26 protein-coding genes, 2 tRNA genes and 1 pseudogene are annotated in these 25,639 nt (G+C 63.3%); 20 read left to right on the top strand and 9 right to left on the bottom strand.

Annotated features, from left to right (window positions below; all coding sequences use genetic code 11):
• Positions 1-91 precede the first annotated feature (91 nt).
• The 3 genes from HDC35_RS07405 to HDC35_RS07395 form a co-directional block, all read right to left on the bottom strand.
• A complete protein-coding gene (locus HDC35_RS07405) occupies positions 92-1,339 on the bottom strand; it encodes a DNA methyltransferase (protein WP_221438142.1) in 1,248 nt (415 codons plus the stop codon).
• Positions 1,340-1,349: 10 nt separating this feature from the next.
• On the bottom strand, positions 1,350-1,697 hold the full coding sequence (locus HDC35_RS07400; protein WP_184645156.1) for a hypothetical protein: 348 nt from the start codon (positions 1,695-1,697) through the stop codon (positions 1,350-1,352).
• A gap of 329 nt (positions 1,698-2,026) precedes the next feature.
• The gene (locus HDC35_RS07395; RefSeq protein ID WP_221438141.1) at positions 2,027-2,608 is read right to left on the bottom strand and encodes a hypothetical protein; all 582 of its coding nucleotides are present in this window, start codon (positions 2,606-2,608) and stop codon (positions 2,027-2,029) included.
• Positions 2,609-3,071: 463 nt separating this feature from the next.
• Here HDC35_RS07395 and HDC35_RS07390 point away from each other — a divergent pair, with 463 nt between their 5' ends.
• Both HDC35_RS07390 and HDC35_RS07385 read left to right on the top strand, forming a co-directional pair.
• Positions 3,072-5,948, top strand: coding sequence for an AAA family ATPase (locus tag HDC35_RS07390; RefSeq protein ID WP_221438140.1), 2,877 nt, complete (start codon positions 3,072-3,074; stop codon positions 5,946-5,948).
• Positions 5,945-7,228, top strand: a complete 1,284-nt coding sequence (locus HDC35_RS07385; protein ID WP_184645153.1) for an McrC family protein — start codon at positions 5,945-5,947, stop codon at positions 7,226-7,228. The genes HDC35_RS07390 and HDC35_RS07385 overlap by 4 nt, the downstream gene beginning before the upstream one ends.
• Before the next feature lie 21 nt (positions 7,229-7,249).
• On the opposite strand, the gene HDC35_RS07380 is transcribed toward HDC35_RS07385, so the two are convergent.
• Positions 7,250-8,278, bottom strand: a complete 1,029-nt coding sequence (locus tag HDC35_RS07380) for a hypothetical protein (RefSeq protein ID WP_184645151.1) — start codon at positions 8,276-8,278, stop codon at positions 7,250-7,252.
• Positions 8,279-8,415: 137 nt separating this feature from the next.
• On the opposite strand from HDC35_RS07380, the gene HDC35_RS07375 reads away from it, so the two are divergent.
• From HDC35_RS07375 to HDC35_RS07365, 3 genes are read left to right on the top strand one after another with little or no spacing between them, the layout of a single operon-like run.
• Complete coding sequence (locus tag HDC35_RS07375) at positions 8,416-9,108, top strand: TrbI/VirB10 family protein (protein WP_184645149.1); 693 nt, start codon at positions 8,416-8,418, stop codon at positions 9,106-9,108.
• Complete coding sequence (locus tag HDC35_RS07370; RefSeq protein WP_184645147.1) at positions 9,101-9,313, top strand: DUF2274 domain-containing protein; 213 nt, start codon at positions 9,101-9,103, stop codon at positions 9,311-9,313. The genes HDC35_RS07375 and HDC35_RS07370 overlap by 8 nt, the downstream gene beginning before the upstream one ends.
• Positions 9,310-9,546 (top strand): helix-turn-helix domain-containing protein, encoded by a 237-nt coding sequence (locus HDC35_RS07365; protein ID WP_184645145.1) that lies wholly within the window; start codon positions 9,310-9,312, stop codon positions 9,544-9,546. The genes HDC35_RS07370 and HDC35_RS07365 overlap by 4 nt, the downstream gene beginning before the upstream one ends.
• Here the strand turns inward: HDC35_RS07365 and HDC35_RS07360 are convergent.
• From HDC35_RS07360 to HDC35_RS07355, 3 genes and pseudogenes are all read right to left on the bottom strand, one after another.
• A complete protein-coding gene (locus HDC35_RS07360; RefSeq protein ID WP_409437935.1) occupies positions 9,543-10,226 on the bottom strand; it encodes a tyrosine-type recombinase/integrase in 684 nt (227 codons plus the stop codon). The genes HDC35_RS07365 and HDC35_RS07360 overlap by 4 nt on opposite strands.
• Positions 10,224-10,793: pseudogene (locus HDC35_RS19935) on the bottom strand (tyrosine-type recombinase/integrase); the annotation flags it as partial. The gene HDC35_RS07360 and the pseudogene HDC35_RS19935, both read right to left, overlap by 3 nt.
• 121 nt (positions 10,794-10,914) lie before the next feature.
• Positions 10,915-10,990 (bottom strand) — tRNA-Thr (locus tag HDC35_RS07355).
• Positions 10,991-11,219: 229 nt separating this feature from the next.
• Between HDC35_RS07355 and HDC35_RS07350 the strand changes: the two genes are divergently transcribed.
• The 4 genes from HDC35_RS07350 (at position 11,220) to HDC35_RS07335 (ending at position 15,030) form a co-directional block, all read left to right on the top strand.
• The gene (locus HDC35_RS07350; protein WP_260397590.1) at positions 11,220-12,422 is read left to right on the top strand and encodes a hypothetical protein; all 1,203 of its coding nucleotides are present in this window, start codon (positions 11,220-11,222) and stop codon (positions 12,420-12,422) included.
• 400 nt (positions 12,423-12,822) lie between these two features.
• Positions 12,823-13,071, top strand: a complete 249-nt coding sequence (locus HDC35_RS07345; protein ID WP_184645143.1) for a helix-turn-helix domain-containing protein — start codon at positions 12,823-12,825, stop codon at positions 13,069-13,071.
• A gap of 1 nt (position 13,072) precedes the next feature.
• Positions 13,073-14,404, top strand: coding sequence for a type II toxin-antitoxin system HipA family toxin (locus HDC35_RS07340; RefSeq protein WP_184645141.1), 1,332 nt, complete (start codon positions 13,073-13,075; stop codon positions 14,402-14,404).
• Positions 14,405-14,963: 559 nt separating this feature from the next.
• A tRNA-Thr gene (locus tag HDC35_RS07335) sits at positions 14,964-15,030 on the top strand.
• 61 nt (positions 15,031-15,091) lie between these two features.
• Here HDC35_RS07335 and HDC35_RS07330 read toward each other — a convergent pair.
• On the bottom strand, positions 15,092-15,988 hold the full coding sequence (locus tag HDC35_RS07330) for a LysR family transcriptional regulator (protein ID WP_184645139.1): 897 nt from the start codon (positions 15,986-15,988) through the stop codon (positions 15,092-15,094).
• A gap of 97 nt (positions 15,989-16,085) precedes the next feature.
• Between HDC35_RS07330 and HDC35_RS07325 the strand changes: the two genes are divergently transcribed.
• The 11 genes from HDC35_RS07325 to HDC35_RS07275 all read left to right on the top strand — a co-directional run bounded on the left by HDC35_RS07325 (position 16,086) and on the right by HDC35_RS07275 (position 24,916).
• Positions 16,086-16,835 (top strand): SDR family oxidoreductase, encoded by a 750-nt coding sequence (locus HDC35_RS07325; protein ID WP_184645137.1) that lies wholly within the window; start codon positions 16,086-16,088, stop codon positions 16,833-16,835.
• Between the two features lie 28 nt (positions 16,836-16,863).
• Positions 16,864-17,289 (top strand): hypothetical protein, encoded by a 426-nt coding sequence (locus HDC35_RS07320; protein WP_184645135.1) that lies wholly within the window; start codon positions 16,864-16,866, stop codon positions 17,287-17,289.
• A 342-nt stretch (positions 17,290-17,631) separates the two neighbouring features.
• Positions 17,632-18,462: an alpha/beta fold hydrolase gene (locus HDC35_RS07315; protein WP_184645133.1), complete on the top strand. Its 831-nt coding sequence runs from the start codon at positions 17,632-17,634 to the stop codon at positions 18,460-18,462.
• A 135-nt stretch (positions 18,463-18,597) separates the two neighbouring features.
• Complete coding sequence (locus tag HDC35_RS19605; protein ID WP_184645131.1) at positions 18,598-19,044, top strand: alcohol dehydrogenase catalytic domain-containing protein; 447 nt, start codon at positions 18,598-18,600, stop codon at positions 19,042-19,044.
• A 56-nt stretch (positions 19,045-19,100) separates the two neighbouring features.
• Positions 19,101-19,352 carry a hypothetical protein gene (locus tag HDC35_RS07305; protein ID WP_184645129.1) on the top strand — a complete coding sequence of 84 codons (252 nt, stop codon included), beginning with the start codon at positions 19,101-19,103 and terminating at the stop codon, positions 19,350-19,352.
• Positions 19,352-19,789 carry a periplasmic heavy metal sensor gene (locus tag HDC35_RS07300; RefSeq protein ID WP_184645274.1) on the top strand — a complete coding sequence of 146 codons (438 nt, stop codon included), beginning with the start codon at positions 19,352-19,354 and terminating at the stop codon, positions 19,787-19,789. Before HDC35_RS07305 ends, HDC35_RS07300 begins: the two co-directional genes overlap by 1 nt.
• Positions 19,786-20,358 (top strand): RNA polymerase sigma factor, encoded by a 573-nt coding sequence (locus HDC35_RS07295; protein ID WP_184645127.1) that lies wholly within the window; start codon positions 19,786-19,788, stop codon positions 20,356-20,358. Before HDC35_RS07300 ends, HDC35_RS07295 begins: the two co-directional genes overlap by 4 nt.
• A gap of 90 nt (positions 20,359-20,448) precedes the next feature.
• Positions 20,449-22,239 (top strand): copper resistance system multicopper oxidase, encoded by a 1,791-nt coding sequence (locus tag HDC35_RS07290; protein ID WP_184645125.1) that lies wholly within the window; start codon positions 20,449-20,451, stop codon positions 22,237-22,239.
• Positions 22,236-23,216 (top strand): copper resistance protein B, encoded by a 981-nt coding sequence (locus HDC35_RS07285; RefSeq protein WP_184645123.1) that lies wholly within the window; start codon positions 22,236-22,238, stop codon positions 23,214-23,216. Before HDC35_RS07290 ends, HDC35_RS07285 begins: the two co-directional genes overlap by 4 nt.
• A gap of 72 nt (positions 23,217-23,288) precedes the next feature.
• The gene (locus HDC35_RS07280; protein ID WP_184645121.1) at positions 23,289-23,645 is read left to right on the top strand and encodes a hypothetical protein; all 357 of its coding nucleotides are present in this window, start codon (positions 23,289-23,291) and stop codon (positions 23,643-23,645) included.
• A 47-nt stretch (positions 23,646-23,692) separates the two neighbouring features.
• On the top strand, positions 23,693-24,916 hold the full coding sequence (locus tag HDC35_RS07275) for an NAD(P)/FAD-dependent oxidoreductase (RefSeq protein ID WP_184645119.1): 1,224 nt from the start codon (positions 23,693-23,695) through the stop codon (positions 24,914-24,916).
• Between the two features lie 22 nt (positions 24,917-24,938).
• Here the strand turns inward: HDC35_RS07275 and HDC35_RS07270 are convergent, their stop codons facing one another.
• Positions 24,939-25,592: a DUF4126 domain-containing protein gene (locus HDC35_RS07270; RefSeq protein WP_184645117.1), complete on the bottom strand. Its 654-nt coding sequence runs from the start codon at positions 25,590-25,592 to the stop codon at positions 24,939-24,941.
• Positions 25,593-25,639: the final 47 nt, after the last annotated feature.

The following is a 25,639-nucleotide window of genomic DNA, read 5'->3' as shown; positions in this document are numbered from 1 at the left end:
CCGACAAATCCCCGCGACCCATGACTGCTCCTCAAAAAGCAGTCTTGAATCAGACGCAGCCCGCTTTGGGAATCCCTTTTGTCAACACGGCCTAGCGATTCAGCCTGTGGAGCAGCACAACTTCTCGTGCTCCTCCCGTCTTGCCTCGAGACGTCGCATGCCATTTGCGGTTTGGAACCGCCCGCCACAGCCGGCCGTCTTCTTGTTCTCCAAGCGCCGATAGCTTGACCTCTTCCCATCCCGCCTCGGCCGCGACCGAGAGGTATCGCGCCAACTGCCATTCGGGTTCAGCGAATGCCACAACTTGGACAAGTGTCGTTTGGTTGTCAGCGATATTTGCTAGAGAACGAAGGCCTGCATCGAGTTGCGAAAAGTATGTCGGCAAGCCTGGCTTACTCCGCCCACCCATGGTGTAATAGGTCTCACCAGAGCCATCGAGCGCTTTCGCGATGAAAAAGGGTGCCGGCGACTCCTTCCGGCCGTCTACTTGCCAACGATGGTAGAGGACATGAACGCCAGGGTAAGGCGGACTGGTCACGATGAGACGCGGGGCGCCTGCTTTGATAACAGCAGCATCCTCGTCGACGCCGATGATAGACCTGTTCAGCACTTGCGGCGGGAGTACGCGATGATCTTCCACGGCGTGATATAGCTGCACCGCGCCCCGCGCTATGATCCCCGCGCTACATTCCAACATCGCTCGGAATTCGTCGGTCGTCGGAAGCTTTTTTCGGCCATCCAACGCCCAGTGGGCCGTGCGCAATACGGCGCAACGAGCCAGTGCCTCATGGGACGGATCGTCAAGTTGCTCGATCGCTCCTACCGCTTGTGCGATGGCCTTCCGAAGACGCCAGCGGTTCTTGCTACCTAAGTTGCGAAAGTATCCTAGCTGAGCCCAATCGTCGAACGACGGCTCGGGTAAATTCATATGAATTTTCGATGCCACGGTCCGGACGGTGGCTTCGAAGCGTTCTGCGTCGGTCGGATTGAGACTTACCAGCTTCGTCCGCGTGACGAATTCAGCTAAGGTACTAATATCACTTCCGATAGCTTTGCGACCGCGAGCAAAGGCCTCGACGAGCGTCGTGCCGCCGCCCACATACGGGTCAAACACGAGATCGCCTGGGCGCGTGAAGGTTTCGATAATCTGCCCAACCATTTGCGGAGAGAAGCGGGCGGGATAGTTATAATGGCAATGTGTCAGTCCCTCGACCGGCTTCGCGTCCCGAGCTCCGGCAATCAATGCCAATTGGGCATCATGGTCGAGCGGCAGCAGGGGCGCCATAACGGGTGCCGGTATGGGTTGAATTATCGCTGCAGAGCGGACGGTCGGGGTCATCGGCTGCGGTTCATGAGGCATCGGCATGGCTTTCCGGCTCGAGGTCTCTTTCAACTGCGTCGGTCATATAACGTAACACCTGCAGTGCGACTTGAGGAACATCCCGTATTATCTGTATCACTTGTGTATCAGATAGATCGGTTGCGATGGGATCGACGCCGCTCGATAGCCGATGTATCCGTTGCCAGAGGTCGTGCCGCGTTGCTGGAACGGCGCCGCCTCCCTGCTTTCGGATGCGATTAATCCTGAGTCGAGTGACGCCCAATCGGCGGGCGGCCTCGGACTCATTGTGCCCTGCCTGCCGGACAACGGCCTCGATTGCCTGCAGCAGAGCGGAATCCTGTTCAACCTTCGGCATATGTATCGTTTGTATCGATAAATGGAGTTAGATGCAACAAAAGATACAGGCATTTGAACCAGCCCGCACTGGCCGCTCTCTTTATGCGCTGTAAAATCAATGAAAGGGTTACGATGACTGCCGACCAAAGCCTGAAATCGTCGATGCAAGCGTCTCCCTGATTCGGGCTGCGCTTCCCGAAAGTGCGTGGCGCGCGCGGCGCTTGATCGTCTTTCGGTCATCCGCATTTGGCACGGTCGGTCAGATTTCCTCCGGCGTTTGTCCGACTGCGCCGCTCGCCAGCTGCACTTGTACGCGACTTTATGTGACCCCTCTGAATCGAACTTGGCTTACCCCACGCGAAAAGATGGAAGCGCAAGAACGCGCACTGCTGTAGTAAGCGCGAAGGTGGCATCGCGGCGGAGATGTTCTTCGAGATTAACTTGCGTATCCAAAACGCGTCGCGTCAAATTTGACGGATCGTTGATATCCCGAAAATGGGTCAGCGGATTTCGCAACTCGCATAGCCGTCGCAAATCCTTGGCCAGCTCGTTGGATATAGTGCCGCGGGCGATCGAACGCTTGATCGTCTCGGAAAAGCTGATCTTCGGCGGTAACGACTGTGCATCAAATCGAAGCAACAAGTTGCCGGCCAAAATATTCTCAACCAGCGCCTGCGCCAGCAGTATGGTAGCTACGAGGTTTCCGTGGATGAAGCTTGAACGAAGCTCCGCCCATGCTGCAAACTTCGTTTCTCCGCCGGGCATGAGCGTGCCGCCAGACCCAAGTGACGAACATAGATCATCGAGCATCCGAAAGCGCCCGACCTTTTCAGCGAAGTCGCTTTCCAGATCGGCCAGCAGCCACTGGGCAAAGCCAACATCGCCTATGGGCGAAAACAGATCGCCGCTGTTCGTCATATCTTCGACCATCGCTATAGGACCTTATGATGCGGCGCACCTTTCGCTTGATATCCGCCATGAGGAACGCGTGTCGCTCATGTGCAAGTCAATTCTGGAGGCGTATTTGATGCTCATGGCCCGAATAACCTGCCGAGGCGATAGATGTCGTCGGCCTTGCGCGGAATCGATTGTCTTCATTCCCGTTGCGGGATGGTTCGATCTGATTATGGTGCGCGGCAATGGGGGAAAATTATCCGCAATATTCGCAGGAGCGCTCAGGCTCCTGTGCTTCGCCCGAGGGCGTCGCCGCGTCCCCTGGCGCCGCGCTTCCGGCAGTGCCGGTTCCGACCGATTCTGTCCCGGCGAAACTCTACCCCGGCCTATTGATCGCCGCGCGTGAGCTCAAAGCGACGGTCGTTAATATCCATAAGGAAGTGCGGCGCCGCTGCGCGGCGGCGCAGGCGGCCTGACGGGCGGGGGCCGGGGAGGGGCAATGGACGAGAAGGCGTTCAGCGATTATCTGAACTGGAAGGGCGCGACTGCGACCTCCGCGCAGGACACGCGCATTCGCGCCGTGCGAAAGATCGAAGACAATCTTGCCGGGCTCGGCTTCGCGCATCCCGATCTCGATGCGGCGTTCGCCGCCGACGGGTTCGCGGCGCTCCGCGCGCGCCTTCGCGCGATCCGCGCCGACGCTTCGGAAGGCGGCGAGGATTTTCGTATCCTGATGCCGCAGTCGGACAAGCCCGACAACCGCCTTGCCAATTACAGCAACTGGCTCGCCGACTATGGCCGCGCACTCGTCTGGCGCGACGGCGAGGAGGTGCCCGAGCGCTTCGCCGCGGGGATGGAGAAACTGCGCTTCGACTTTCTCGCGCGCATGCCCGACTTCGAACGCTTCTCCGACGAGGAAGGCAGCTTCTACGAGCAGGAAACCGGCTACAAGCGCGCGGCGCGCGGCAGCTTCCTGATCGCCTCGGCCGATCCCGACGCTTCCGCCGAGGAACGCGGGCGCGGCGTATACAAGTCGCTGCTCATGACCACGCGCCAGGGCCTGCCGCTCGGCTGGCGGACGCAGAGCGCTATCGGCAACGCTGGTGCCGATGTCCAGCGCGGCTTCTACGAAACGGTCGCGCGCCTTGCGCGGCTCGATGGCGACGCGCTCGCCGAACTCGAAGGCTGCGCGCGCGAGCTCGAAGCCTTGCAAGCTCTCGGCGTCGAGACCTTGAAACGCGGTGAAATTCTGAACATCGCCCTCTCGGTGTTCGGCACCACTAACCCGCACGATGGCTGCTGGTTCAAGGCGCGCACCTTCGACCGTCTCGGCAAGCTACTTCTTGGCCGGCGTCTGTTCACCGCGCCGCGCTTCGAGCTCGCCGATTTCGAAGAGTTTCAGGGGCTTGTGTCCCGAATGCGCGAAACGCTCGAGGATTGGGGCTGGTCCCCCGAATCGCTGATGGATGTTCAAGGCTTCATCTGGGTGGCCATGTCGGAGGATGAGGAAATGGCGAACGACGATCTCACACGCGAAGCGGTCGAGGCGGCGATGAGCGAATGCGAGGCGATCGGGCTCGACGCCTTCCTCGTCAAGTATGGCTTCGGCAAGCCGCGCGATTACTGGACCCGGCGCGTGCCCGGCGGTAGGCCGCTTCCCGCCAAGGCGACCGTCGGCGCGGCCTACGGCTTCATGCCTGGCGGCCGCTCGAAGAGCGCGAAAGAATTCCACGGCGGCTACGGCGAGCAGGCGGCGAACAGCATATTGAAGCGGCTCGGCTTCGAGATCATCGGCAAGGAGACCGGCGTGGAGGATGTAGCCGATATGATGATCGACGATCCGGAAACCGAGCATCGGCCGACCAATCTCATCCTCTACGGGCCGCCGGGGACCGGCAAAACCTTCCGGACCGCAGTCGAGGCGGTGCGGCTTTGCGGCGAGCCCGTCCCTGCCGATCGGTCCGAGCTCATGGCAAGCTATCGGCGTCTGAGCGAAGCCAAGCGGATCGAGTTCGTCACCTTCCACCAGTCGATGAGCTACGAGGATTTCGTCGAAGGCAAACAGCCCGTCACCGGTGCGGATGGCGATGAAAGCGGCGGGGCGGGGGGCTTTCGCCTCGAAACCTTTCCTGGCATCTTCCGCCGCATCGCACGCCGCGCCGAAACCAGCCTGGGGTCGTCGCGCGGCCCCGACGCCGTCCGCGTCGGCGAGCGGCAGGTCTTCAAAATGTCGATCGGCGAGGCCGCCAATCCCGAAGACGCCCATTTGTTCGAGGAGGCGATCACCGAAGGCCATACGCTGCTCGGCTTCGGCGACATCGACTGGAGCGACGAGAAATATGCCGCACGCGAGGCGATTATGGCCGCGCGGCGCGAACGCGGCGACAGCGACGAAGAGCTGTCCCCGCTGTCGGGCCGCGTCCAGATGCCCTTCATCTTCCGCAACTGGATGCGCAAAGACGATCTCATCATCGTCTCGAAAGGCAACAGCCTCTTTCGTGCGATCGGCGTCGTCGAGGGAGATTATGAATATCGCCCGCGCCCCGAAGGCAGCTACGCCCACCGCCGGAAGGTCAAATGGCTGTGGACCGACCGCGAAGGCGTGCCCGTCAGCGAAATCTACCGGCGCAAGTTCAGCATGCGCAGCGTCTATCTGCTGACCAAAGCCGACCTCGATATCCCGGCGCTCGAACGCTATCTCAACAGCCAGCAATCTGACGCTGCGGCTACCGGTACCCCCGACCAGTTCGTGCTCGTCATCGACGAGATCAACCGCGCCAATATCTCCAAGGTTTTCGGCGAACTCATCACGCTGCTCGAACCGGATAAAAGGCTCGGCCAGCCGAACGAGCTCAAGGTCCGCCTGCCTTACTCGGAAGACGAGTTCGGCGTGCCGTCGAACCTCCATATCGTCGGCACGATGAACACCGCCGACCGTTCGATCGCGCTGCTCGATACGGCGCTCCGGCGGCGCTTCGATTTTCTGGAGATGATGCCAGACCCTGCGGTTCTTTCCGAAGCCGCTCTGGCGAGCGGGGTCGACCTGCCGCGGCTGCTCCGCATCCTCAACGAGCGCATCGAATATCTGTTCGACCGCGAGCATCAGGTCGGTCATGCCTATTTCATCGGCTGCCGCTCGCGCGCCGATGTCGACGAGCGCATGCGCGGGCGCGTGATCCCGCTGCTCACGGAATATTTCTACGAGGACTGGACCAAAGTCGCCGCGATCCTCGGCGATCCGAAGGGCGAGCGCTTCCTGTCGCGCCACGAGCTCAAGGCCCCCGCCTGCCTCGACGAGGATGGCGATATGCCGCCGCGCTGGCGCTGGTCGGTGCGCGAAACCTTCGCGCCCGACGCCTATTCCGGCCTCGCGTGATCCGCCGCACGCTCCTCGAATGGCAGTCGATCGCCTATGGCGACGACGAGACGAAGCAAATTCCCGCCTGGGCGGCGGACCGTCTCGTCGCGGCGGCGCGCAAGTCCCCGCTCGGCGGCGAAAGCGGTGGGCGCATTCTTGCTCATGGTCGTAGTGCGCTCCGCGCGCAACAGGTCGTCGGCATCGTGGCGGCGAACAATTGCGTGCTTGAGATATTGCCCAAGATCGATGTCGACGCGGAGGGCGACGAGGCGGCGCACGGTCTGATCCGCAGGACGCTCGTCCATCTGCTCGCGGTCGTGATGGATCTCGACATCGACGGCGGCGCCTTCGCCGAGCTCGGCTGGCAAAAGGATAGTCTCCTCGAAATCCTGATCCGGCTCTTCAGCCTTAAGCTGATCGATGCGCTCCGCCAGGGCATGCCGCGCCACTATATCGAGCGCGAGGAGGAGCTCGCGACGCTGCGCGGCCGCCTCGACGTGCGTCGTCAGTTCACGCGGCTCGCAGCAAATCCGTCGCGGCTCGCCTGCCGCTTCGACGAGCTCTCCCCCGATATCGCGCTCAATCGGATCATGCGCGCTGCGATCGAGCGGTTGCGCCGGATCTCGCGGAGCGGGGACAATCAGCGACGGCTCGTCGAGCTCGCCTTCGCATATGCCGATATCGCGCCCGTTTCGCCGCAGGCGCTACGCTGGGACGATGTCCGTCTCGACCGCACCAATGCGCGCTGGAAAGATTTGATCGCGCTCGCGCGGCTCCTCCTCGGCGAGCGCTTCCAGACCACGTCGATGGGCGAACAGGCGGGCTTTTCGCTGCTCTTCGAAATGAACACGCTCTTCGAAGAATACATCGGCCGCATGCTTCGCCGGGCGCTCGCCGGCTCCGAGCTCTCGGTCCACCTGCAAGGCGGGCGCCTCTATTGTCTGGAAGCCGACGAAGATGGCCGGCGAACCTTCCAGACTCGGCCCGACATTCTCATCAAGCGCGGCGCCGAAATCGTCCACATCGTCGACACCAAATGGAAGGGCATCGGGACGCGGATCGACGACCCCAAGCGCGGGGTCTCCCAATCCGACGTCTATCAGATGATGGCCTATGGCGAGCTCTACGATTGCAGCGCGCTGACCTTGCTTTATCCGCATCATGGCGCGCTCGATGGCGCAGCGGGCGCGCTCGGTCGTCATCGCGTCGGGTCGACGGCGCGGTTCCTCCATATGGCGAGCGTCGATATCACCGACCACCGAACGGTCGCCGCGCAGCTCTCCGCCTTGCTGCCTTGAACGGCAAGCCATGTCGTGTCTCTAGTTCGCTTCGGGGTCCGACCCTTGCCGGCTCGCCGCCTGATCGCTCGCGTTGGTGGACCCGGCTCTGCGCCGCTTGCCCAGCGCCTCGTCGATCTGCCGGCGAAGATCGGCCATGTAGCCGAGACCGTCCGTTGCGCGCATCGCCTTGCGCACCGGCCTTTCGCCGAGCCGTTCGAACAACCGTATCGCGTGGCCGGCCGCATCGGGGCGCTCACGCGCCGACTCCGCGAGTTTCCATAAAAGAACGCCAAGATTGGCGCCATTTTCGGCCTCGACGAGACGGCCGAGAATCGCTTTTCGCCGTTCGAGGTCGCCTTCGTCATCGACGTCGCCCTGCGCGGAGCCCGCGTAATAAAGGAGTGCGAGCCGGGCCTTTTCGTTGTCGCTGCCGGCGATTTCGAGGGCCAGCCGGAGCAACTGCTGCCCGGGGTCGTCCGACGGCATCACTTCGTATAACATACCCTCGACCGCGAGCGCGATCTGGTGCGCAAGCTCTGGCTCCTTCCGGTAGAGCGCCTCTATGTGCACGATGATTGTACGATAGATTCCGGCATCGAGGCGATGAGCGCCCGACGCACCGAGCAGGTAGACGCGGTCATGATGCGTGTCTGCGCCGGTGATCAGATCGACGAGAACTCGCTCCTGCTCGGCTTCCGGTAACAGCGTAATCGCGCTCCAGTAATCATCCGTATCGACATGCGCCCAAAGCGCCGCCAGTCGGCTTTGCCGAAGCTCGTCCGGACGAGCCTGCAGCGCTGCGATCAAGACCAGCGCTTCGAGCTCCGGCGTGTCCGCGCGCGGCATCAGCCGGTCGACCGCGAACAGGATGTCGTCGGCGCTCGGCGCCGAGACCCGTCCCAACGCTTCCTTCGCCGACAAATGGTGCAGGCGCATCACCAGTTCCGCGCTCGATGCCGCGGCTGCCTGTTCGCTCCCGATAAACCGGAGCGCTGCACCCGGTACGGTTTGGGCGGCGAGCGGACGACGCGCTTCCTCGGCGACGGGAAAGCCTACACGCCGAAGCAATGAGCCTGGGGCGGCGTCAGCCCCAGCTCCCCGGCTAGCGCCGCCCCGTCGCGGGAGCCCGGGCCCGGTCCCCCCTCTCATCCGGACCGGCTCCTGCGACACCATCCTCTTTCGGACAGGAGTCCGGATCGCTCGCGGTGTCGGCCGCTGCCGACCGCGATCCGGGCGGGCAGCTGCGCAAGGACGATCGCGTCGGCCGGGCGAATCGCGAGGGGGACGTCAGCCCGCACCGGCTGACGGGCGCGGTCTCGCCCTATATGCTGAGCGCTGGGAGCATCATCGCCGCGAGCCTGATCACCGGCCTCGACTCCGACTTGCCCGGGCTTGTGACTGCGCAGGTTACCGAGAATGCCTATGACAGCGTGACGGGACGGACGCTGCTGATTCCGCAAGGGTCGCGCCTGATCGGGCGCTATGACAGCGTCGTGGCCTTCGGGCAAAGCCGCGCGCTGGTTGTCTGGCAGCGCATCATCCTTCCCGACGGCGCCTCGATCCAGATCGACAATGTGCCGGCGACGGATACGCAGGGCTATGCCGGTTTATCGGACCGCATCGACCGCCACAGCTGGCAACTGCTCAAGGGCGTCGCGCTTTCCACGCTGCTCGGGGTGGGAACCGAGATCGGGCTTGGAAGTGCCGAGAGCGATCTCGTGCGCGCGCTTCGCGAAGCCGCGCAGCAGAATGGGGCGCGGGCGGGTGACCAGATCGTCGGGCACTCGCTCGGTGTTCAGCCGACCTTGCGGATTCGGCCCGGCTGGCCGCTGCGTATCGTCGTCCACAAGGACATGGTGCTGGCGCCATGGCGGGGCGGGGAGACGGTCGATGGCTGAACTGAAGCTTCCCCGGCTTCCTGACCGGACCCCCGTCCGACTGACGATCAGCGTCATGCCCGAACTCCATGCGGCGCTCGTCGACTATGCGGCTGCATACCGCGAGGCTTACGGCAAGGAGGAACCAGTGAGCGACCTGGTCACCGCCATGCTCGAATCCTTCCTCGCCAGCGACCGCGCCTTTGCCCGCGGCAGATCGAGATGAGCGCGGGCAGGCCTCACGCGCCCGCGTCTTCCGGTCCTCATTGCGGAACAGCCATCGACGCACCTGCGCTCGAGCCGATCTGCGTCCGGATCGCGGTAGCGGTAAAGCTCACCGGCATCGGCCGCTCGACAATCTATGAGCTTATCGCCGCCGGCGAGATCGAGACGGTCAAGGTGGGGCGCTCGACCTTCATCCGGTATGACAGCCTGAAACGACTGTTTGAAAAGCACTAATAGTCCTGACCGGATGGAGGTTTCGCCAGTCGTCTCCGACAAAAATCGACATGGATGACATTCCCGATTTCGCGCAGTCCGTCGAGATGGTCGGACCACCATTGCGCCATTCGCACCCGCTCGTCCCAATAGCTTGCACGATTATAGGCAGCGCGGACCGGGTCGGGATCGCAATGCGCCATCGCCCGCTCGATGGCATCCGCCTGCCAGAGGCCCGATTCGTTGAGCAACGTGCTCGCCATCGCGCGGAACCCGTGGGCGGTCATCTCGTCGCCTTCGTAGCCGAGCCTGCGCAGCGCGTTGTTGAGATTATTCTCGCAGATCGGCTGCTGCCAATTGTGCAGGGCAGGGAAAAGGAAGCGTCCCTGATTGCCGATCGCCCGCAATCGAGTGAGAAGGGCGAGTGCCTGTTTCGACAGGGGCACGGCATGTGGTCGTCGCATCTTCGTCCGGGCCGCCGGTATGGTCCAGACCGCCTCCTCGAAATCGATGTCGTTCCATTCGGCGGTGCGCAGTTCCCCCGGCCGCAGGAAAACATGCGGCGCCAGCTGCAGCGCGATCCGCGTTTCTTCCCGTCCGGCATATCGGTCGATCGCCCTGAGCAGTTCGCCAATGTGCCGCGGATCGAGGATTGCGGCGCGGTGGGTCACCTTCGGGACAAGTAATGCGCCGCGGAGCACCTCGGCATGATTATGCTCCGCGCGGAGGGTCGCGATCGCGTAACGGAAGATGCGTCCGGCAAAGCCCCGCGTCCGGATAGCGGTCTCATGGTGGCCGCGGCACTCAATCGCCTTGAGCGCCAAGAGCAGGTCGTGCGGTGATACACCGCCGATCGGCATGTCACCGATCTGCGGGTCGAGCAGATCGCGAAACCAGCGGAGCTTGGCAAGGGTGGCCGGCGCTTTTCCTTCTGCCTCCATCTTGGCGATATACTCGTCCGCGACGGCGCGAAATGTCGCCTTGCAGGCCGCGATGGCTTCGAGGTTCCGGTTTCTCCTCGCGACGGCGGGATCGATCCCGGCCGCGAGCTGGTCACGGACATCGAAGCATTTTGCCCGGGCCGCTCTTAGTCCGACGTTCGGATATTTGCCGAACTACAGCCTCTGCTCCCGACCGTAAAGCCGGTATCGGAAGCGCCATAGGCGCGAACCATTGGGCTGGATCAGCAGGAATAGCCCATTCCCGTCATAGACCTTGTACGGCTTTGGGCGCGGGCGGAGCGACTGGATCTGGCTGACGGTCAACATCGACATCACCTCAACTGTTGGTTGACGATGGTCGGATGCTGCGCTCCCTGACTAACGCGAGCAAGAGTTCGCAGCCCGTGCCAAACAGACTGATAAAATCGTGTAATTTCAAGGAGTTCGATGGTGCCGCTTACAGGACTCGAACCTGTGACCCCATCATTACGAATGATGTGCTCTACCAACTGAGCTAAAGCGGCAACGAGGGGCGCCACTAGCAGCGCCGCCGTGCGATGACAAGCATCGTGTGGCAATTGTTTTCGGGCGGCGAGACCCTCGCTTCTCAAGCCGAAAGGGTTTGATTCTTGGCGTCGATCGGGGGGATATCGGCCGCCCCAGAGACTCTTCCCCCCAATCCATCCGGAGCCGCGCGCGATGTCGCAATCCTTCAGCCGACAGGAATTCTACGACCTCGTCTGGTCGAAACCGATGACGCAGCTCGCCAAGCAATTCTTCCTTTCGGACGTAGCGCTGCACAAGATCTGCAAGAAGCACGATATTCCCAAGCCTCCGCTCGGGTGGTGGGCGAAGAAACACGCGGGGAAGCCGGTCGAGCAGACGCCCCTGCCGCCGGCAAAGGAGGGAGCCGCTGCAAAGATCAGCATCATGAGCGGCGAGCTGCGCAAAGAGTCGGAAGCCATGTCCGCCGTCCGCGAGCAGGCGCGCATCGCGGCATCGGGGATTGATAGCGAGGCCGTGGTGCCCGCACATCGGATCGTCACGGCCACCGCTGCGAAGCTTCGAAAGGCGAAACCCGGAGCCGATTCCATCCTCGTCGCGGCGCGCGGCAGCGGTATCATTCATACGTTGATCGACACGGGATCGATTGACCGGTTCGAACTGATACTCAACCGGATCGTCGCCGCTGCGGCGGCGCTCGGCATTACGCTCAAGGCGGCAGAGAAGGGAGCGGCCTTCCTCTGCGACGGCGAGGCCATCGGCTTTGCGGTGACCGAACTCACGCGGCGCGAGAAACATGTGCTTACCGAGAAAGAGCAGAAGGAGCACGATGCGTGGCAGAAGAAGCAAGAGCGATACTGGGCTAAGCGCAGAACGCCCCGCGGCTGGGATGACGATGACGACTATGGTTTCGAATTCGCACCGCGCTTTCCTGAGTGGGATTATCATCCCACCGGGCAGCTCTCGTTCGAACTCGATCAGCATTATTTCTGGGACGCCAGCCCGCGACGGTCGTTTCGCGACGCCAAGGTCCAGCGCCTGGAATTGATCGCCGGCGATATTGCTGTGGGGGTCGCGGTCTATGCTGCGGCGATGAAAGCCGACAGGCTCCGGCGCGACGAAGAAGCGCGGCGCCGGGATGAGGAGCAGCGAAATCGGGAGCGGGCGGCGCGCGCCGAGCATATTCAGAAGCGCCGGGTGAGCGAACTGGGCAAGGTTTTGGAGGAGCTTGCGGCGCTCGAGCGCCTGCGCGGCCTCGTCTCGACATTGCGTTCCCAGCTTGGAGGCGAGTCAGAAGGCCGAGTCGGCGCGTTTGTAGAATTCGCCGACGCGCGGCTCGCGGCACGCGAAGAGGCCTTGTCGGCAGATGGGCTCGCCAGACGCTTCGAAAGCGATCGGATTTTCGGCGACGATGACGATCATGATTTCCACCCCTCACGCTATTATCTTTGATGCCAATGTGACGGTGCTGGGCGACGTCCGAATCGAACCTGATTCCGCATCGAATTCGTCGATCGGTAATCCAATTTCTCCAGTAAGAGAGGCCGTAGGGTGTCGGGTAGCTCGAGGTCTCCTATGTGCAATATTCCGGTGGTTCAGCTCCTTGGATTATATGCGTGAAGTGCATCTTTAATATATTTCAGGCCTATAATTCAAGGCGCTGGGAGTGAGCGGACTTGTATCCGAAGGTGCAGGGTGGGCGGAATCCAAGCTTCACTCAGTGATGCTGTTTCATACCCTCTAGGGACTAATCAGAGATTATACCCCATGGGGAATAATTGGAATGTATACCCTTCAAGGCATATTGTCATTTTATCCCTCATAGGGTATGGATGCTTGGAAAGGCTTTCCTATGACCCAACTTGTCCGCTCCCCCAAACAGCTTGGCACGCTCATTAACAATGCACGGATAAGCCGCAAACTCACTCAGCAGGCTCTGGCGGACCTTGTCGGGACCGGGCAGAAAACTGTTTCGCGGATCGAAGGAGGTCACCCGGGGACCAAGCTCGAAACCCTGTTCGGCATCATCGCGGCGCTCGATCTCGACCTGAAACTTGCGCCGCGCAGTAAAGGCGGTTCCGATCTCGGCGAGATTTTCTGAGATGGCGCGCCGCAAGACCCACGCGCCGCTGAACGTGCTGATCAACAATCGCCTAGTCGGCCGGCTCGAAAAGGAACCGAGCGGCGCGGTCTCCTTTCAGTACGACCAAAGCTGGCTCGATTGGCCGCACGCTTTTGCAGTATCGTTATCGCTGCCTCTGCGTCGGGCCGCCTACCGAGGAGCGCTGGTCATTGCCGTGTTTGACAATCTTCTGCCGGACAGCGCTGAAATACGCCGCCGTGTCGCTGAACGAACCGGAGCAGAAGGCACGGATCCTTATAGCCTGCTGGCCAGAATTGGTCGGGATTGCGTCGGCGCCATGCAATTCCTCCCCGATGGCGAGGCCGTTGATGCAGGCGGTGGAATAGACGGCGAACCGCTCGACGACGAGGATATCGGCAGGCTTCTCGGCGACCTCAAGGGTGCACCGCTCGGGATCGATCCGGACGCAGGGTTCAGAATTTCGATCGCCGGCGCCCAAGAAAAGACCGCGCTCCTGCGACACGACGGCAAGTGGTTGCGGCCGGTCGGCACGACGCCGACGACCCATATCTTCAAGCCTCAACTCGGTACGATCCCGACTTCGACCGGCATGATCGACATGACCGGGAGTGTCGACAATGAGCATTATTGCCTCGCCCTGCTCGGCGCTTTCGGGTTGTCCGTCGCGCGCACCGAAATCGCTACCTTCGGCGAGCGCCGCGTCCTCGTGGTCGAACGTTTCGACCGACAATGGCTTTCCGATGGCAGATTGCTACGCGTACCGCAGGAGGACTGTTGCCAGGCGCTCGGTGTGCCTTCGACGCAGAAATATCAGAGCGAGGGCGGGCCAAGTGCGGCCGACATCATCCGCCTTCTCGCTGCCAGTGACGATCCATTGGCGGATCAGAAGGCGTTCCTGACCGCACAGATCGTCTTCTGGTTGATCGGCGCGACCGACGGACATGCGAAGAACTTCAGCCTTTCCCTGCGCCCAGGCGGCGGATTCCAACTCACCCCATTTTATGACGTGCTTTCCGTGCAGACTGCTGTCGATCGCGGGCAACTTGGCCAGAAAAGCTTTCGGCTCGCCATGTCAGCCGGCAACAGCCGTCATTATCGCATGAGCGAGATACTCGGCCGACACTTTGTGCAGACAGCCAAAGCCGCCGGCCTAGGTCCTACGGCCGTCAGGCAGGTCCTTGTCGAAATCGGCGAAAAGGCGACAGCCGCAGCCGACGTCGCTCGCCGTGCAATGCCCGATGATTTCACTGACGACATTCACGACAGCATTCGAAATGCGATTGCCGCTCGAATGCCGAGATTGGACACGGCGTTTGCCGAACTCGGCTGATCTGAGGGTGAGCCAGTTTCCCTAAGTAGAATCCTGCTGGGCAGGCGTAATGGAAAGTGAAGCAGCGGGCTAGGCGAGGGTCATCCTCGCGATTGCCTGTCCCGATCGGTTTGCCACGGCATGACGTCCCGAATCGGCAGTCCGAAGTCTGCGAACCGAGCTTTTGGGACTCGAACCTCCCCTGCAAAAAGTCCTAGGGTATCGGAGAGGGTATCCTTCGAACAGAAGGGGGTAAAAAGTGGCAGTTTTCTTGGTCTTGTAGGCTATTTTCGAGTCCTCTTCGGGCACCACGGACCCTTCGAGCATCCCGCGATCGGAAAAATTCTCGAAATATGATTTTTGGGATACGCCGGAGGTCCACGGGGCCGCTGGGTGCATGTCGCCGACCGGGGATGCCGCATCGCACCCCGACGAGACGGGTGCGGACGTTCCATGCTGTCCATGAAACCGGACCGTCGAGGGCGGGCGGCGGGGCAGTCTGCATCGCCATGGCGTTTCTTGCGTAATGGCGCTTGTTTTCGCAAAGCCGCGCGGTTAGCGGCGCGCCTCGTTGCCGCTTTAGCTCAGTTGGTAGAGCACATCATTCGTAACGATGGGGCCACAGGTTCGAGTCCTGAGTGCCACCATCTTCTCCTAAATCGCGAAAATACTTGGCCGGGCGACTTTTCGAGCGGGCGGCATTCGATGTCAGTGCCTTGTCAAATGCTGCGCCAGCGCCGCCGCGATGAAGTCGTTGAACAGGCGGACGCGCAGCGGCGGAAACCGGCCGAACGCGTGGAGCGCCTGCACCGGAACGGGCGCGAGCCGCATCGCGGGCCATATGTCGATCAGCCGCCCTGCGGCGAGATCGTCGGCCACTGCGACCCGCAGCAATTGTGCGATGCCGACGCCGTTCAGTGCCGCGATCCGCATCGCCTGTCCCGAATCGGTATCGAGCGCGCCTTTGGTCTCCAGCCTGGTCCCGTCGGAAAAGACGATCGGGAAAGCGCGCGAACCGAGCAGATAGCGGATATGCGATGCCTTCGCGAGGTCGTCCAGCGAAGCGGGATCCCCGGCGCGCTCGACATAGGCGGGCGATGCCACGAGCGTGAGTGACAGCTTGCCGAGCGGCCGGGTGATCCAGTCGGGCGGCGTCGCCTCGCCGGCGCGCAGCGCGACGTCATAGCCCTCTCGAACCAGATCGACGTGCCGGTCGGTAATGCTGATCTCCAGGGCTATGTCGGGATATAGCGCGACAAAGTCCCGCGTCAGCGCATCGACGAGGATCGGACCCAAAATCCCGGGCAGGCTGACGCGCAGGCGGCCGCGCGCGTTGCTCGCGTCGCGGAGGACTTCGTCGGCGTCGTCCAGCGCCTGGAGCAAGGGCGCGATACGCTCATAATAGGCCGCGCCGTCGGCAGTCATCGACAGCGAGCGCGTCGACCTCAGAAAAAGCTTGATGCCGAGCTGGCGCTCGAGCCGCTCGACGCTTTTCGACACCGCCGAGGGGGTCGAGCCGGCCAGCCGGGCGGCGGCACTGAACGAACCCGCCTCGACGGTGCGGACGAAGGCCAGAAGCCCGGTGGCCTGTTCCAAACCCTTCATTCGATAGTTTTTGGCAAAAATGATGTGCTGTTGTCCACCCTTATTGGCCGCCGAGGAATAGCCACATCGCGGCGACCCACAATGAAAGGAAATGACGATGTCCCGTCTCAAAGGAAAGGTGGCCGTGATTACCGGCGGCAACAGCGGTATCGGCCTCGCCACCGCGAAGCTTTTTGCCGAAGAAGGCGCGCAGGTCGTGATCACCGGCCGACGCGAGCAGGTTATAGACGACGCCGTGCGGGAAATCGGCGCCGGTGCCGTCGGCATCCGGGGCGATTCCGCCGATCCCGCCCACCACCGCGAACTTGCCGCCTTCGTCGGCAAACGCTTCGACGGGGCCGACATCTATGTCGCGAACGCCGGCGTCATCACGATCACGGACTCGCAGAATGTGTCCGAAGCCGAATATGACCAGCAGTTCGCAATCAACGCGCGCGGCACATTTTTCGGCGTGCAAAGCATGGCGCCGGTGCTGCGCGACGGCAGCTCGATCATCTGTGTCGGTTCGCTCGCGAGCGACAAGGTGCTCGACGGGCATCCCGTCTATGCCGGGACGAAGGCTGCGATCGGCGCGTTCGCCCGTGCCTGGCCGCTCGAGTTCAAGAGCCGCGGCATCCGCGTCAATATGCTGAGCCCCGGTCCGACGGATACCGCGATCATCGAAAAACTCGGCGTGCCCCCGGAAGACCGCGAGGGTTTCGAAGCGATGATGGCGGGCGCCATCCCGCTGGGACGCTTTGGCCGCCCCCAGGAACTGGCGCAAGCCGCGCTCTTCCTCGCCTCGGACGCGAGCAGCTTCGTGACCGGCATCAATCTTCGCGTCGACGGTGGCATGGCGCTGCTTTGATCGGCCGTCTCCACCGGAAGGAAAAATCATGACCCAATCCCCCATCGATCCCGCGATCGAAACGCTGATCCACGACATCGTCCATATTGGCAGCGCCTATGACGTCGATGGAATGGAGCCGCTCTACACCGCCGACCAGAGCTTTCTTGTGCTCGGCGGCGACGGCGAGGTGCGGCGCGTCAGCCGCGCGGATTCCTTCGCCGAGTTTCGATCCCGCCGCGACGCCGGCGAACGGCCGTTGTCGACCGAGCACCGCGTCCTGCATATCGAACAGCAGGGCAATCATGCCACCGCAATACTCTATCGCCGGATGAGCCCGGATTTGCCACCTGCGATGTACGAGCTTCGGCTGCGGAATGACGAAGGGGCATGGCAGGTCGCGGGGGAGACGGTGACACCCTGGCCCGGCGGTATCGAGGGCAGCTTGCTGCCGGCGCGGACGCGCCCGGCCTGAACGCCGGGTCGAGGCGGCGGCGAAAATCGTTCGCGGATCGCCGGACTCCCGAAATCCCGCCGTCGCTGTTCGACCATGGGATAGGTCCGGCCGGTCCTTTGCATGGTGCACAAAAATGTTGCGGAGGGGCAATAGGGGTTCGTTCGGATTGTCGGGTCGGGCACGGACATGTTTCCGCACTATCCAGTCAGGGGATCGAAGATGACGATATTGGAAGAATTCATGATCGATCGTCGGTCGTTTGTCGTTGTCGGGGGCGGCACGGCGATCGCGGCTGTCCTGCCCTGGCCCGATGCAAGTTTCGGTGTATCTTTCCCTTCCGCAAACCAAGGAGTCCATCCGATGAATTTCATTACGGCAGCCGACGGCGTGCAGATTTTTTACAAGGATTGGGGGCCGCGCGACGCGCAGCCGCTCGTTTTTCATCACGGCTGGCCTCTGACCGCCGACGAATGGGACAATCAAATGCTGTTCTTCCTGTCGCAGGGCTATCGCGTGATCGCGCACGACCGGCGCGGACACGGCCGATCGACCCAGACCGACACCGGAAACGACATGGACACCTATGCCGCCGACGTTGCGGCGCTGGTCGCCGAGCTGGGTCTGAAGGATGCGGTGCATATCGGCCATTCGACCGGCGGCGGTGAAGCGGCTCATTATGTTGCGCGCGCCAAGCCGGGCACGGTCTCGAAACTGGTCCTGGTCGGCGCTGTCCCGCCGGTGATGGTCAAGAAGTCGAGCAACCCCGGCGGCCTGCCGATTGAGGTATTCGACGGTTTTCGCCAGGCGCTCGCGGCCGATCGCTCGCAATTCTATCTCGATATCGCCTCGGGGCCCTTTTACGGCTTCAACCGCGACGGCGCGAAGATCAGCAAGGGCCTGATCCAGAATTGGTGGCGCCAGGGCATGGTGGGCAGCGCCAAGGCGCATTATGACTGCATCAGGGCCTTTTCGGAAACCGACTTCACCGACGATCTGAAAAAAATCCAGGTGCCGACGCTGGTCATGCACGGCACCGACGATCAGGTCGTCCCCTATGCGGACTCGGCGCCCTTGTCGGCGAAGCTGCTCGCGAAGGGCGTGCTCAAAACCTATGACGGCTATCCGCACGGGATGGCGGCGACCAACGCCGACGAGATCAACGCGGACATGCTCGCCTTCATTCGCGGATAAGGGCCTGGCCGGAGCGCGAAGATTGCCGCTCCGGCCAACCTCGATCCCGATCGGTCGCGAAGTGCTGGCCGCTCCCATCTTTTTCTGTTGAACATTCATTTTGATCGTCGCGGTCGGGGCGGCCGGCGTCATTTCATGGATATCGGCGTGGGCCGGGGCATGGCGTGGACCGACGTTCCAGGCCCCAAGGTGATCGGGGCCGAAGGGGCGGGCCGGGTGGTCGCGGTCGGCGAGGGCGTTACGGACTTTGCAATAGGCGACCGTGTCGCCTGGGGCTACGCCCCCCCGAAGCCATGCGGAACGGGTCGAGGTGCCCGAGGGCGCGCTGGGTTGACCGCGAGCCACTTCGCCACCGATTTTTATCCCGTGCAGCCGGGGATGCGTCGGGGAGTGCGACTGGGGGCGTCCGGACAGCCTGCATTCACTGCCGCAGGAAGCGCCCCAGGATTTCGCGCGCGCCATCGCCGATACCGACCGGATGGCAGGACGCTAATGTCCCAAGCTCCCTCCGTCGGCGCCTCGTCGACAAGATATTCCCACCGGATGTGGGTTCGCGCTATTGCGCAGCGGGCCGCAGCGTAGGTTGAGGGATAACGCAGCGGCGTGCGTATCCGGGTCTGGAAGGAATGGCGAAGCCGATGGACGACGAATTGCGAATCCTGGCGGGTGCGGCGACGCCGGCCGCGCTCGACGCGCTCGACGACCGCGTCCTGGATGCGCTCGCGGCGCGGCGGCGCGAGGCCGCGCTGCTCAATCGCATGATGGCGGTTGCGGCGTTTGTTTCGCTGGGCGGCGGTGTTGTCGCGGGGAGCAGTTTTTCCACGGCGGCCGTCGCGGCCAGCCCGATGACCCCGCTCGCGCCCGCAACCCCACTGGATTCGCATTCATGATGTCGCTGCGACGCTTGCTCGTGGTGGGCCTGATCGCTTTTCTGGCGGCGCTCGCCGGCGTGTTCCTCGGCCGCGCGCTGGTCGATGCGCCACGCGCGAACGAGACCGAATTGCACGCGCTGCTGCACAAGGAATTGGAACTTTCGCCCGGACAGCAGCGCAAGCTCGATCCTGTCGAGGCGCGATTCAAGGCGCGGCGCGAGGTGCTGGAGCGTGAGATGCGTGCGGCCAATATCGAGCTTGCCCGGGCAATCGAGGCCGAGCATGGCTATGGTCCGCGGGTCACTGTGGCGATCGACCATATGCACAAGGTCATGGGCGACATGCAGAAGGAAACGCTCCAGCACCTGTTCGCGATGCGCGACATACTCGATCGCGATCAGGCTGCGGATTTCGACAAGGTCGTGGCCGGGGCGCTCACCGCCGACGCGCGGTGAGACGCGATCTTTCGCAATGTAGCGACGGCGAACTCGCCGCGCTTGCCGGGGGCGGAGCGGAGCATGCCTATCGTGCGCTGCTGGCGCGCCACAAGGCGCCGGTGTTTCGCCTGATCAGCGCGCATGTCGCCGACGCCGACGAAGCGATGGATTTGACGCAGGAAACATTCGTCGCCGCCTTCGCGGCGATCGCGCGCTACGATCGCGAACGGCCTTTTCGTGTCTGGATTTCGCGCATCGCGATCAATAAATGCCGCGACTGGGCGCGGCGCCGCGCAGTACGCGCCTTTTTCGCGCGTGCCCTGCCGCTCGACAGCGCGCAGCATGTGGCGAGCGACGCGCCGGCGCCCGATGCGGAAGCGGCCGACCGTGCCCAACTGGCACGCGTCCGCGCCGCGATGGCCGCGCTGCCGCGCAATCTGCGCGAGGTTTTGATATTGCGCGGCGTCGAGCAACTCAGCCAGTCGGAAGCGGCCGAATTGCTGCGCATCAGCGAAAAGACGGTCGAAACGCGGCTGTACCGCGGGCGCGCCAAATTGCGGTCGCTGCTCGCCTCGCCCGGAGAATAGCGGGCGGCGGTCAAAACATCCGATTGCGGCGAGGGGCGATCCGTGGCGCTGCGTAAGAGAGACAAGCAATCCTAAACAATCGGGAAGATCATGCAGATAGACAGGCGCCGTTTCGTCGGCGGGGCGTTGGGCGGCGGCGCGGCGGCGGCGCTCGCGCCGTGGTTCCCGGCTTGGGCGCAGCCGGTATCGGCCGGCATCGCGTCGACACTGCCGACCGTGTCGGGGAGCGACATCACCCTGCGCATCGCGCGCCAGACGGTGCGGATCGACGGCAAGGCCAGCCGCGCGATCGGGATCAACGGCACAGTGCCGGCGCCGCTCGTGCGGCTGAAGGAAGGACAGACCGCGCGCCTGACCGTGGTCAACGACCTCGACGAGGATAGTTCGATCCACTGGCACGGGTTGATCCTGCCCTTTCACATGGACGGCGTGCCGGGGGTCAGTTTTCCAGGCATCAAGCCGAAATCGACCTTCGTCTATGAATTCCCCGTCGTCCAGTCGGGGACCTATTGGTACCACAGCCATTCGGGGTTGCAGGAACAGCTCGGTCATTACGGGCCGATCGTCATCGACCCCGCGGACGCCGACCCGATCGGATACGACCGCGAGCATGTCATCCTGCTGTCGGATCACAGCCGGCTGTCGCCCGAGGAAATCTTCCGCAAGCTCAAGGTCGATCCCGGCCATTTCAACAGGCAACGCCAGACGCTCGGCGGGCTGCTAGCGGGCAAGGACCAGCCGCTCAAGGATCGCATCGAGTGGGGTGCGATGCGGATGGACCCGGCCGACATCGCCGACGTCAGCGGTTCGACATACAGTTTCCTCGTCAACGGCCATGGTCCGCGCGACAACTGGACCGGTCTCTTCCGTCCTGGCGAGCGCGTGCGATTGCGCGTCATCAACGCCTCGGCGATGTCGATCTTCAACCTTCGTATCCCGGGGCTGCGCATGACGGTCGTGCAGGCCGACGGTCTCAACATCGTGCCGACCCAAATCGACGAATTCCAGATCGCAGTTGCCGAAACCTATGACGTGATCGTCAACCCGGTCGAGGATCGCGCCTATTCGATCGTTGCCGAGGCGAACGACCGCTCGGGCATGGCGCGCGCGACGCTGACGCCGCGTACGGGCCTGGTCGCCGAGGTGCCGCCGCTCCGCGAACGTCCGCTCGCGACGATGCAGGATATGGGAATGGGCGCGATGGTGAGCGGCGGCGATGCGTCGTGCGCGCCCGAACATGCGGCCATGGACCACTGCGTCCTCCCGCCCGCCGACGACGCAGCGGCGGATCATGCCGCCATGGGTCATGGTTCGGGCGGCATGAACCACAGCATGCGCGACTTCAGCGTCGCGCCGCAGGTAAAGCGCGATCCGGGCGTCCAGACGATATCGCCGATGCCGGTCGAACGCATGGGGGAGCCAGGGCAGGGGCTGAAAAATGCGCTGCACAAGGTGTTGACCTATCACGACCTTGTCGCGCTCGACCGCAATCCCGACGTGCGCGCCGCGTCGCGCTCGATCGACATCCATCTGACGGGGAACATGGAGCGCTTCATGTGGTCGTTCGACGGGGTAAAGATGTCCGACCATCACGAACCCATCCCCTTCACGCTGGGCGAGCGCGTGCGGATCAATTTGATCAACGACTCCATGATGAGTCACCCCATCCACCTGCACGGCCATTTTTTCGAACTGGTGACGGGGAAGGGCGATCGCTCGCCGCGCAAGCATACGGTGCTCGTCCAGCCGGGCGGCACGGCGAGCTTCGACTTTACCGCCGATGCGCTGGGCGACTGGGCGTTTCACTGTCACCTCCTCTATCATATGCATGCCGGCATGATGCGCGTCGTCAGCGTCCGCCCGAAGGGCGCCGCCGCATGACCCGGCGCGCGCTGTTCCTCGCGGGCATCGCGTCGCTTGCCGTCGCGGTGCCCGCTGCGGCGCAGACGATGGATCATTCGGCGCATGGTTCGCACTCCGCGCAACAGCGCGAGGCCGATGCCCCGGCCTGCACCCCCGAACATGCCAGCATGGGGCATTGCACGCCGATGTCGGCTCCAGCACACGATATGGAGGCGATCTTCGAAACTGCGGGGAAGAGCGGCACCGACCTGCCGCCGGGCGATGCCCCCGCGCCGCCGCCGCCGACCGAATGGTATGCCGATCGCATCTTCCCCGCGGCTGCGATGGAGCATTCGCGCCACGAAATGATGAAGGAAAATGGCGCGCAGCAGCTTGGCTTCGTCAGCCTGAACCTCGCTGAATATCAGGCGCGCAAGGGCCGCGATGGTTTCCGCTGGGAAGGCGAGGCCTGGTACGGCGGCGACATCAACCGGCTGACATTGAAAAGCGAAGGCGAGACGGTGTTCGGCGAAGGCGTTGAAAACGGCGAGGTGCAGGCGCTCTACAGCCGTGCGATCGGGCCTTATTTCAACGCGCAGGCGGGCGTGCGCCAGGATTTCGGGCGCGGGCCCGACCGCAGCTATGCGACGCTCGGCTTCGAGGGGCTTGCGCCCTATTGGTTCGAGGTCGAGGGTGCGCTGTTCCTGTCGACCAAGGGCGACCTGCTCGCCCGGGTCGATGCCAGCTACGACCAGCGGATCACGCAGAGGCTGATCCTGCAGCCGAGGGTGGAGGCGAATTTCGCGTGGCAGGACGTGCCCGAAAGCGGCATCGGTTCGGGGCTTTCCGATATCGAACTCGGCCTTCGGCTCCGCTACGAGATCGTCCGCGAATTCGCGCCCTATGTGGGGGTCGAATGGGCGCGCAAGGTCGGCGACACCGCAGGCTTCGCTCGGTTGGCGGGCGAGAATCCGGAGGGCACATTCTTGGTCATGGGCATCAAGGCCTGGTTCTGACGGCGCTGACCGCCCACCGATAAGGGCGTCGATCTTTTCGCTCCCGCCTGCTGGGGAAGGGGGGGCGAAAGGATGCGGGTGTTCGATTTCTTCGCCTTTCTGGCGATCATCATCCTGGGCATCTTGCTCCTCGATACGCGAGGCCGGCTGAAGCGGGCCGAAAAGACACTGGCCGAAGCCGCGAAACGGATCGGCGCGTTGCAGCGGCATGCGGGCGTCGAGATAGCCGACCGCCCCCCGCCCCCCGCCCCCCGCCTGTCGCAGACGTCACAGCGGACCGGGATATCCTTCAATCCCCGTCAACCTGTCGGCGCGCTTCGAGGATCTGTTCGGCAAGACGCTGCCGATACGGCGGGCGGGATCACCCTCGCCATCGATCCGAAACTTTTCTTTCGACCAGCCAAACAAGCGCCCGCTTGCCTCGCCTGAGGTCCCGTGCAAGGGCCGCGTGACGGGCGAGGCAGGAGGCAAAGGCAATGCAGTTCGACGTCGTGATCGTGGGTGCGGGGCATGGCGGTGCGCAGGTGGCGGTGATGCTGCGTACGCAAAAGTTCACCGGGACCATTGCGATCATCGGTGAAGAGCCAGAACTGCCCTATGAGCGCCCGCCCTTGTCGAAGGAATATTTTGCGGGCGAAAAGGAATTCGAGCGCATCCAGCTGCGCCCCGCCAAATATTGGGACGAGCGCGAAGTCGCGATGCTGCTGGGTCGGCGCGTCGTCAGCGTCGATCCCGCGGCGCACATCGTCACCACCGATGGCGGCGAGACGATCGGCTACGGCAAGCTGGTCTGGGCGACCGGCGGAGCGCCGCGCATGTTGCCGGTTCCCGGCGGCGACCTGCCCGGCGTGCAGGGCGTGCGCACCCGCGCCGATGCCGATGCAATGAAGGCGGCGTCGGAGACAGCAAAGCAGATCGTCGTGATCGGCGGCGGCTATATCGGACTCGAGGCGGCGGCGGTGCTGACCAAGGCGGGCAAGAAGGTCGTGCTGTTGGAAGCGCAGGACCGCGTGCTTGCGCGCGTTGCGGGCGAGGATTTGTCGCGCTTCTATGAAAGGGAGCACCGCGAGCATGGCGTCGACCTCCGCCTCGGCGTCTGCGTCGAGGCGATCGAGGGCGACGATCATGTCACCGGCGTTCGCCTGTCGGACGGCGAGGTGATCGCCGCCGATCTCGTCATCGTCGGTATCGGAATCGTTCCGGCGATCGAGCCGTTGGTCGCGGCGGGCGCCGATTGCGCCAACGGCGTGCGCGTCGATCCATTGTGCAAGACCAGCCTGACCGACGTCTATGCGATCGGCGACTGCGCGGCGCACGCCAACGAGTTTGCCGAGGGCGCTGAAATCAGGCTTGAATCGGTGCAGAATGCCAATGACCAGGCGAATGTCGTTGCGAAGGGCATCGTCGGCGACGAGGCGCCCTATCATGCGATTCCCTGGTTCTGGTCGAACCAATATGACCTGAAGCTCCAGACCGCGGGGCTATCGACCGGCCATGATCAGGCCGTGCTGCGCGGCGATCCCGCGACGCGCAACTTCTCGGTCGTCTACCTCAAGGCGGGCAAGGTCATCGCGATCGACTGCGTCAACAGGGCCAAGGACTATGTCCAGGGCCGCATGATCGTCACCGCAGGACTGCGCGCGACCGCCGAGCAACTTGCAGACACCGAGACACCGCTCAAGGCGTTGCTCCCCGCCTGACCTTTCTGCAGGACCTGGTCGGTTATGCCGCGGGGCGATCGGGCGCGGGCGGCGAGGTGTCCGGCAGGGCAGCGCCATCGCCCAGCGCACCTTTCAATGTCGCCTTGATGTTGCGAAGCAGGCGGCGCAGCGCGACGATGACCACGACGGCGGCGATCGCCATCAATATCGCGACGACGACCGCGAGCGGCGGGTAGGCGATGGCAAGCGCGAGAAGGCCGCCGGTCGCAACGTCTTCGCCGGTCGATATTGCTGCATTGCTGAACGGTTCGGGGCTGACATTGACGACCGCGCGCGTCGTTGCTTTTGCGCCGTGACTGAGCAACGCGCCGCCGCCGCCGAGAAGGAAGGTGATGACCTGCCAGGCCGGGTCGGATGAATCGACCAGCGCGAGCGCGAGCAGAGCGCCGCCGAGCGGCCGGACGATGCTGTGGATCATGTCCCACGCCGAATCGACCCACGCGACCTTGTCGGCGAAAAACTCCGCCAGCGTGCCGACCGCCGCAACCCCGAGCACCCACGGGCTCGCCAGAACCTGCAACGCGGCTAGATGTTCGGGAAGCGGCAGCCAGCCGAAATGCATCGCGGTGCCCGTCGTCAGTATCGTGAGGTAAAGCCGCCACCCGGCAAGGAGACTGAGGCTGCCGGCGACGCCCAGAATCTCGATGATTCCCAATATCCTGCTCCCGTCCAGTCCTGGCTGTATCTTGCACCCGCCCGCGC

The sequence above is a fragment of the Sphingopyxis sp. JAI128 genome (assembly GCF_014207235.1).
In the GTDB taxonomy this organism is placed as follows: Bacteria; Pseudomonadota; Alphaproteobacteria; order Sphingomonadales; family Sphingomonadaceae; genus Sphingopyxis.
Note: the sequence above shows the minus strand (reverse complement) of the source record. Positions and strands in the feature narration are given on the sequence as shown.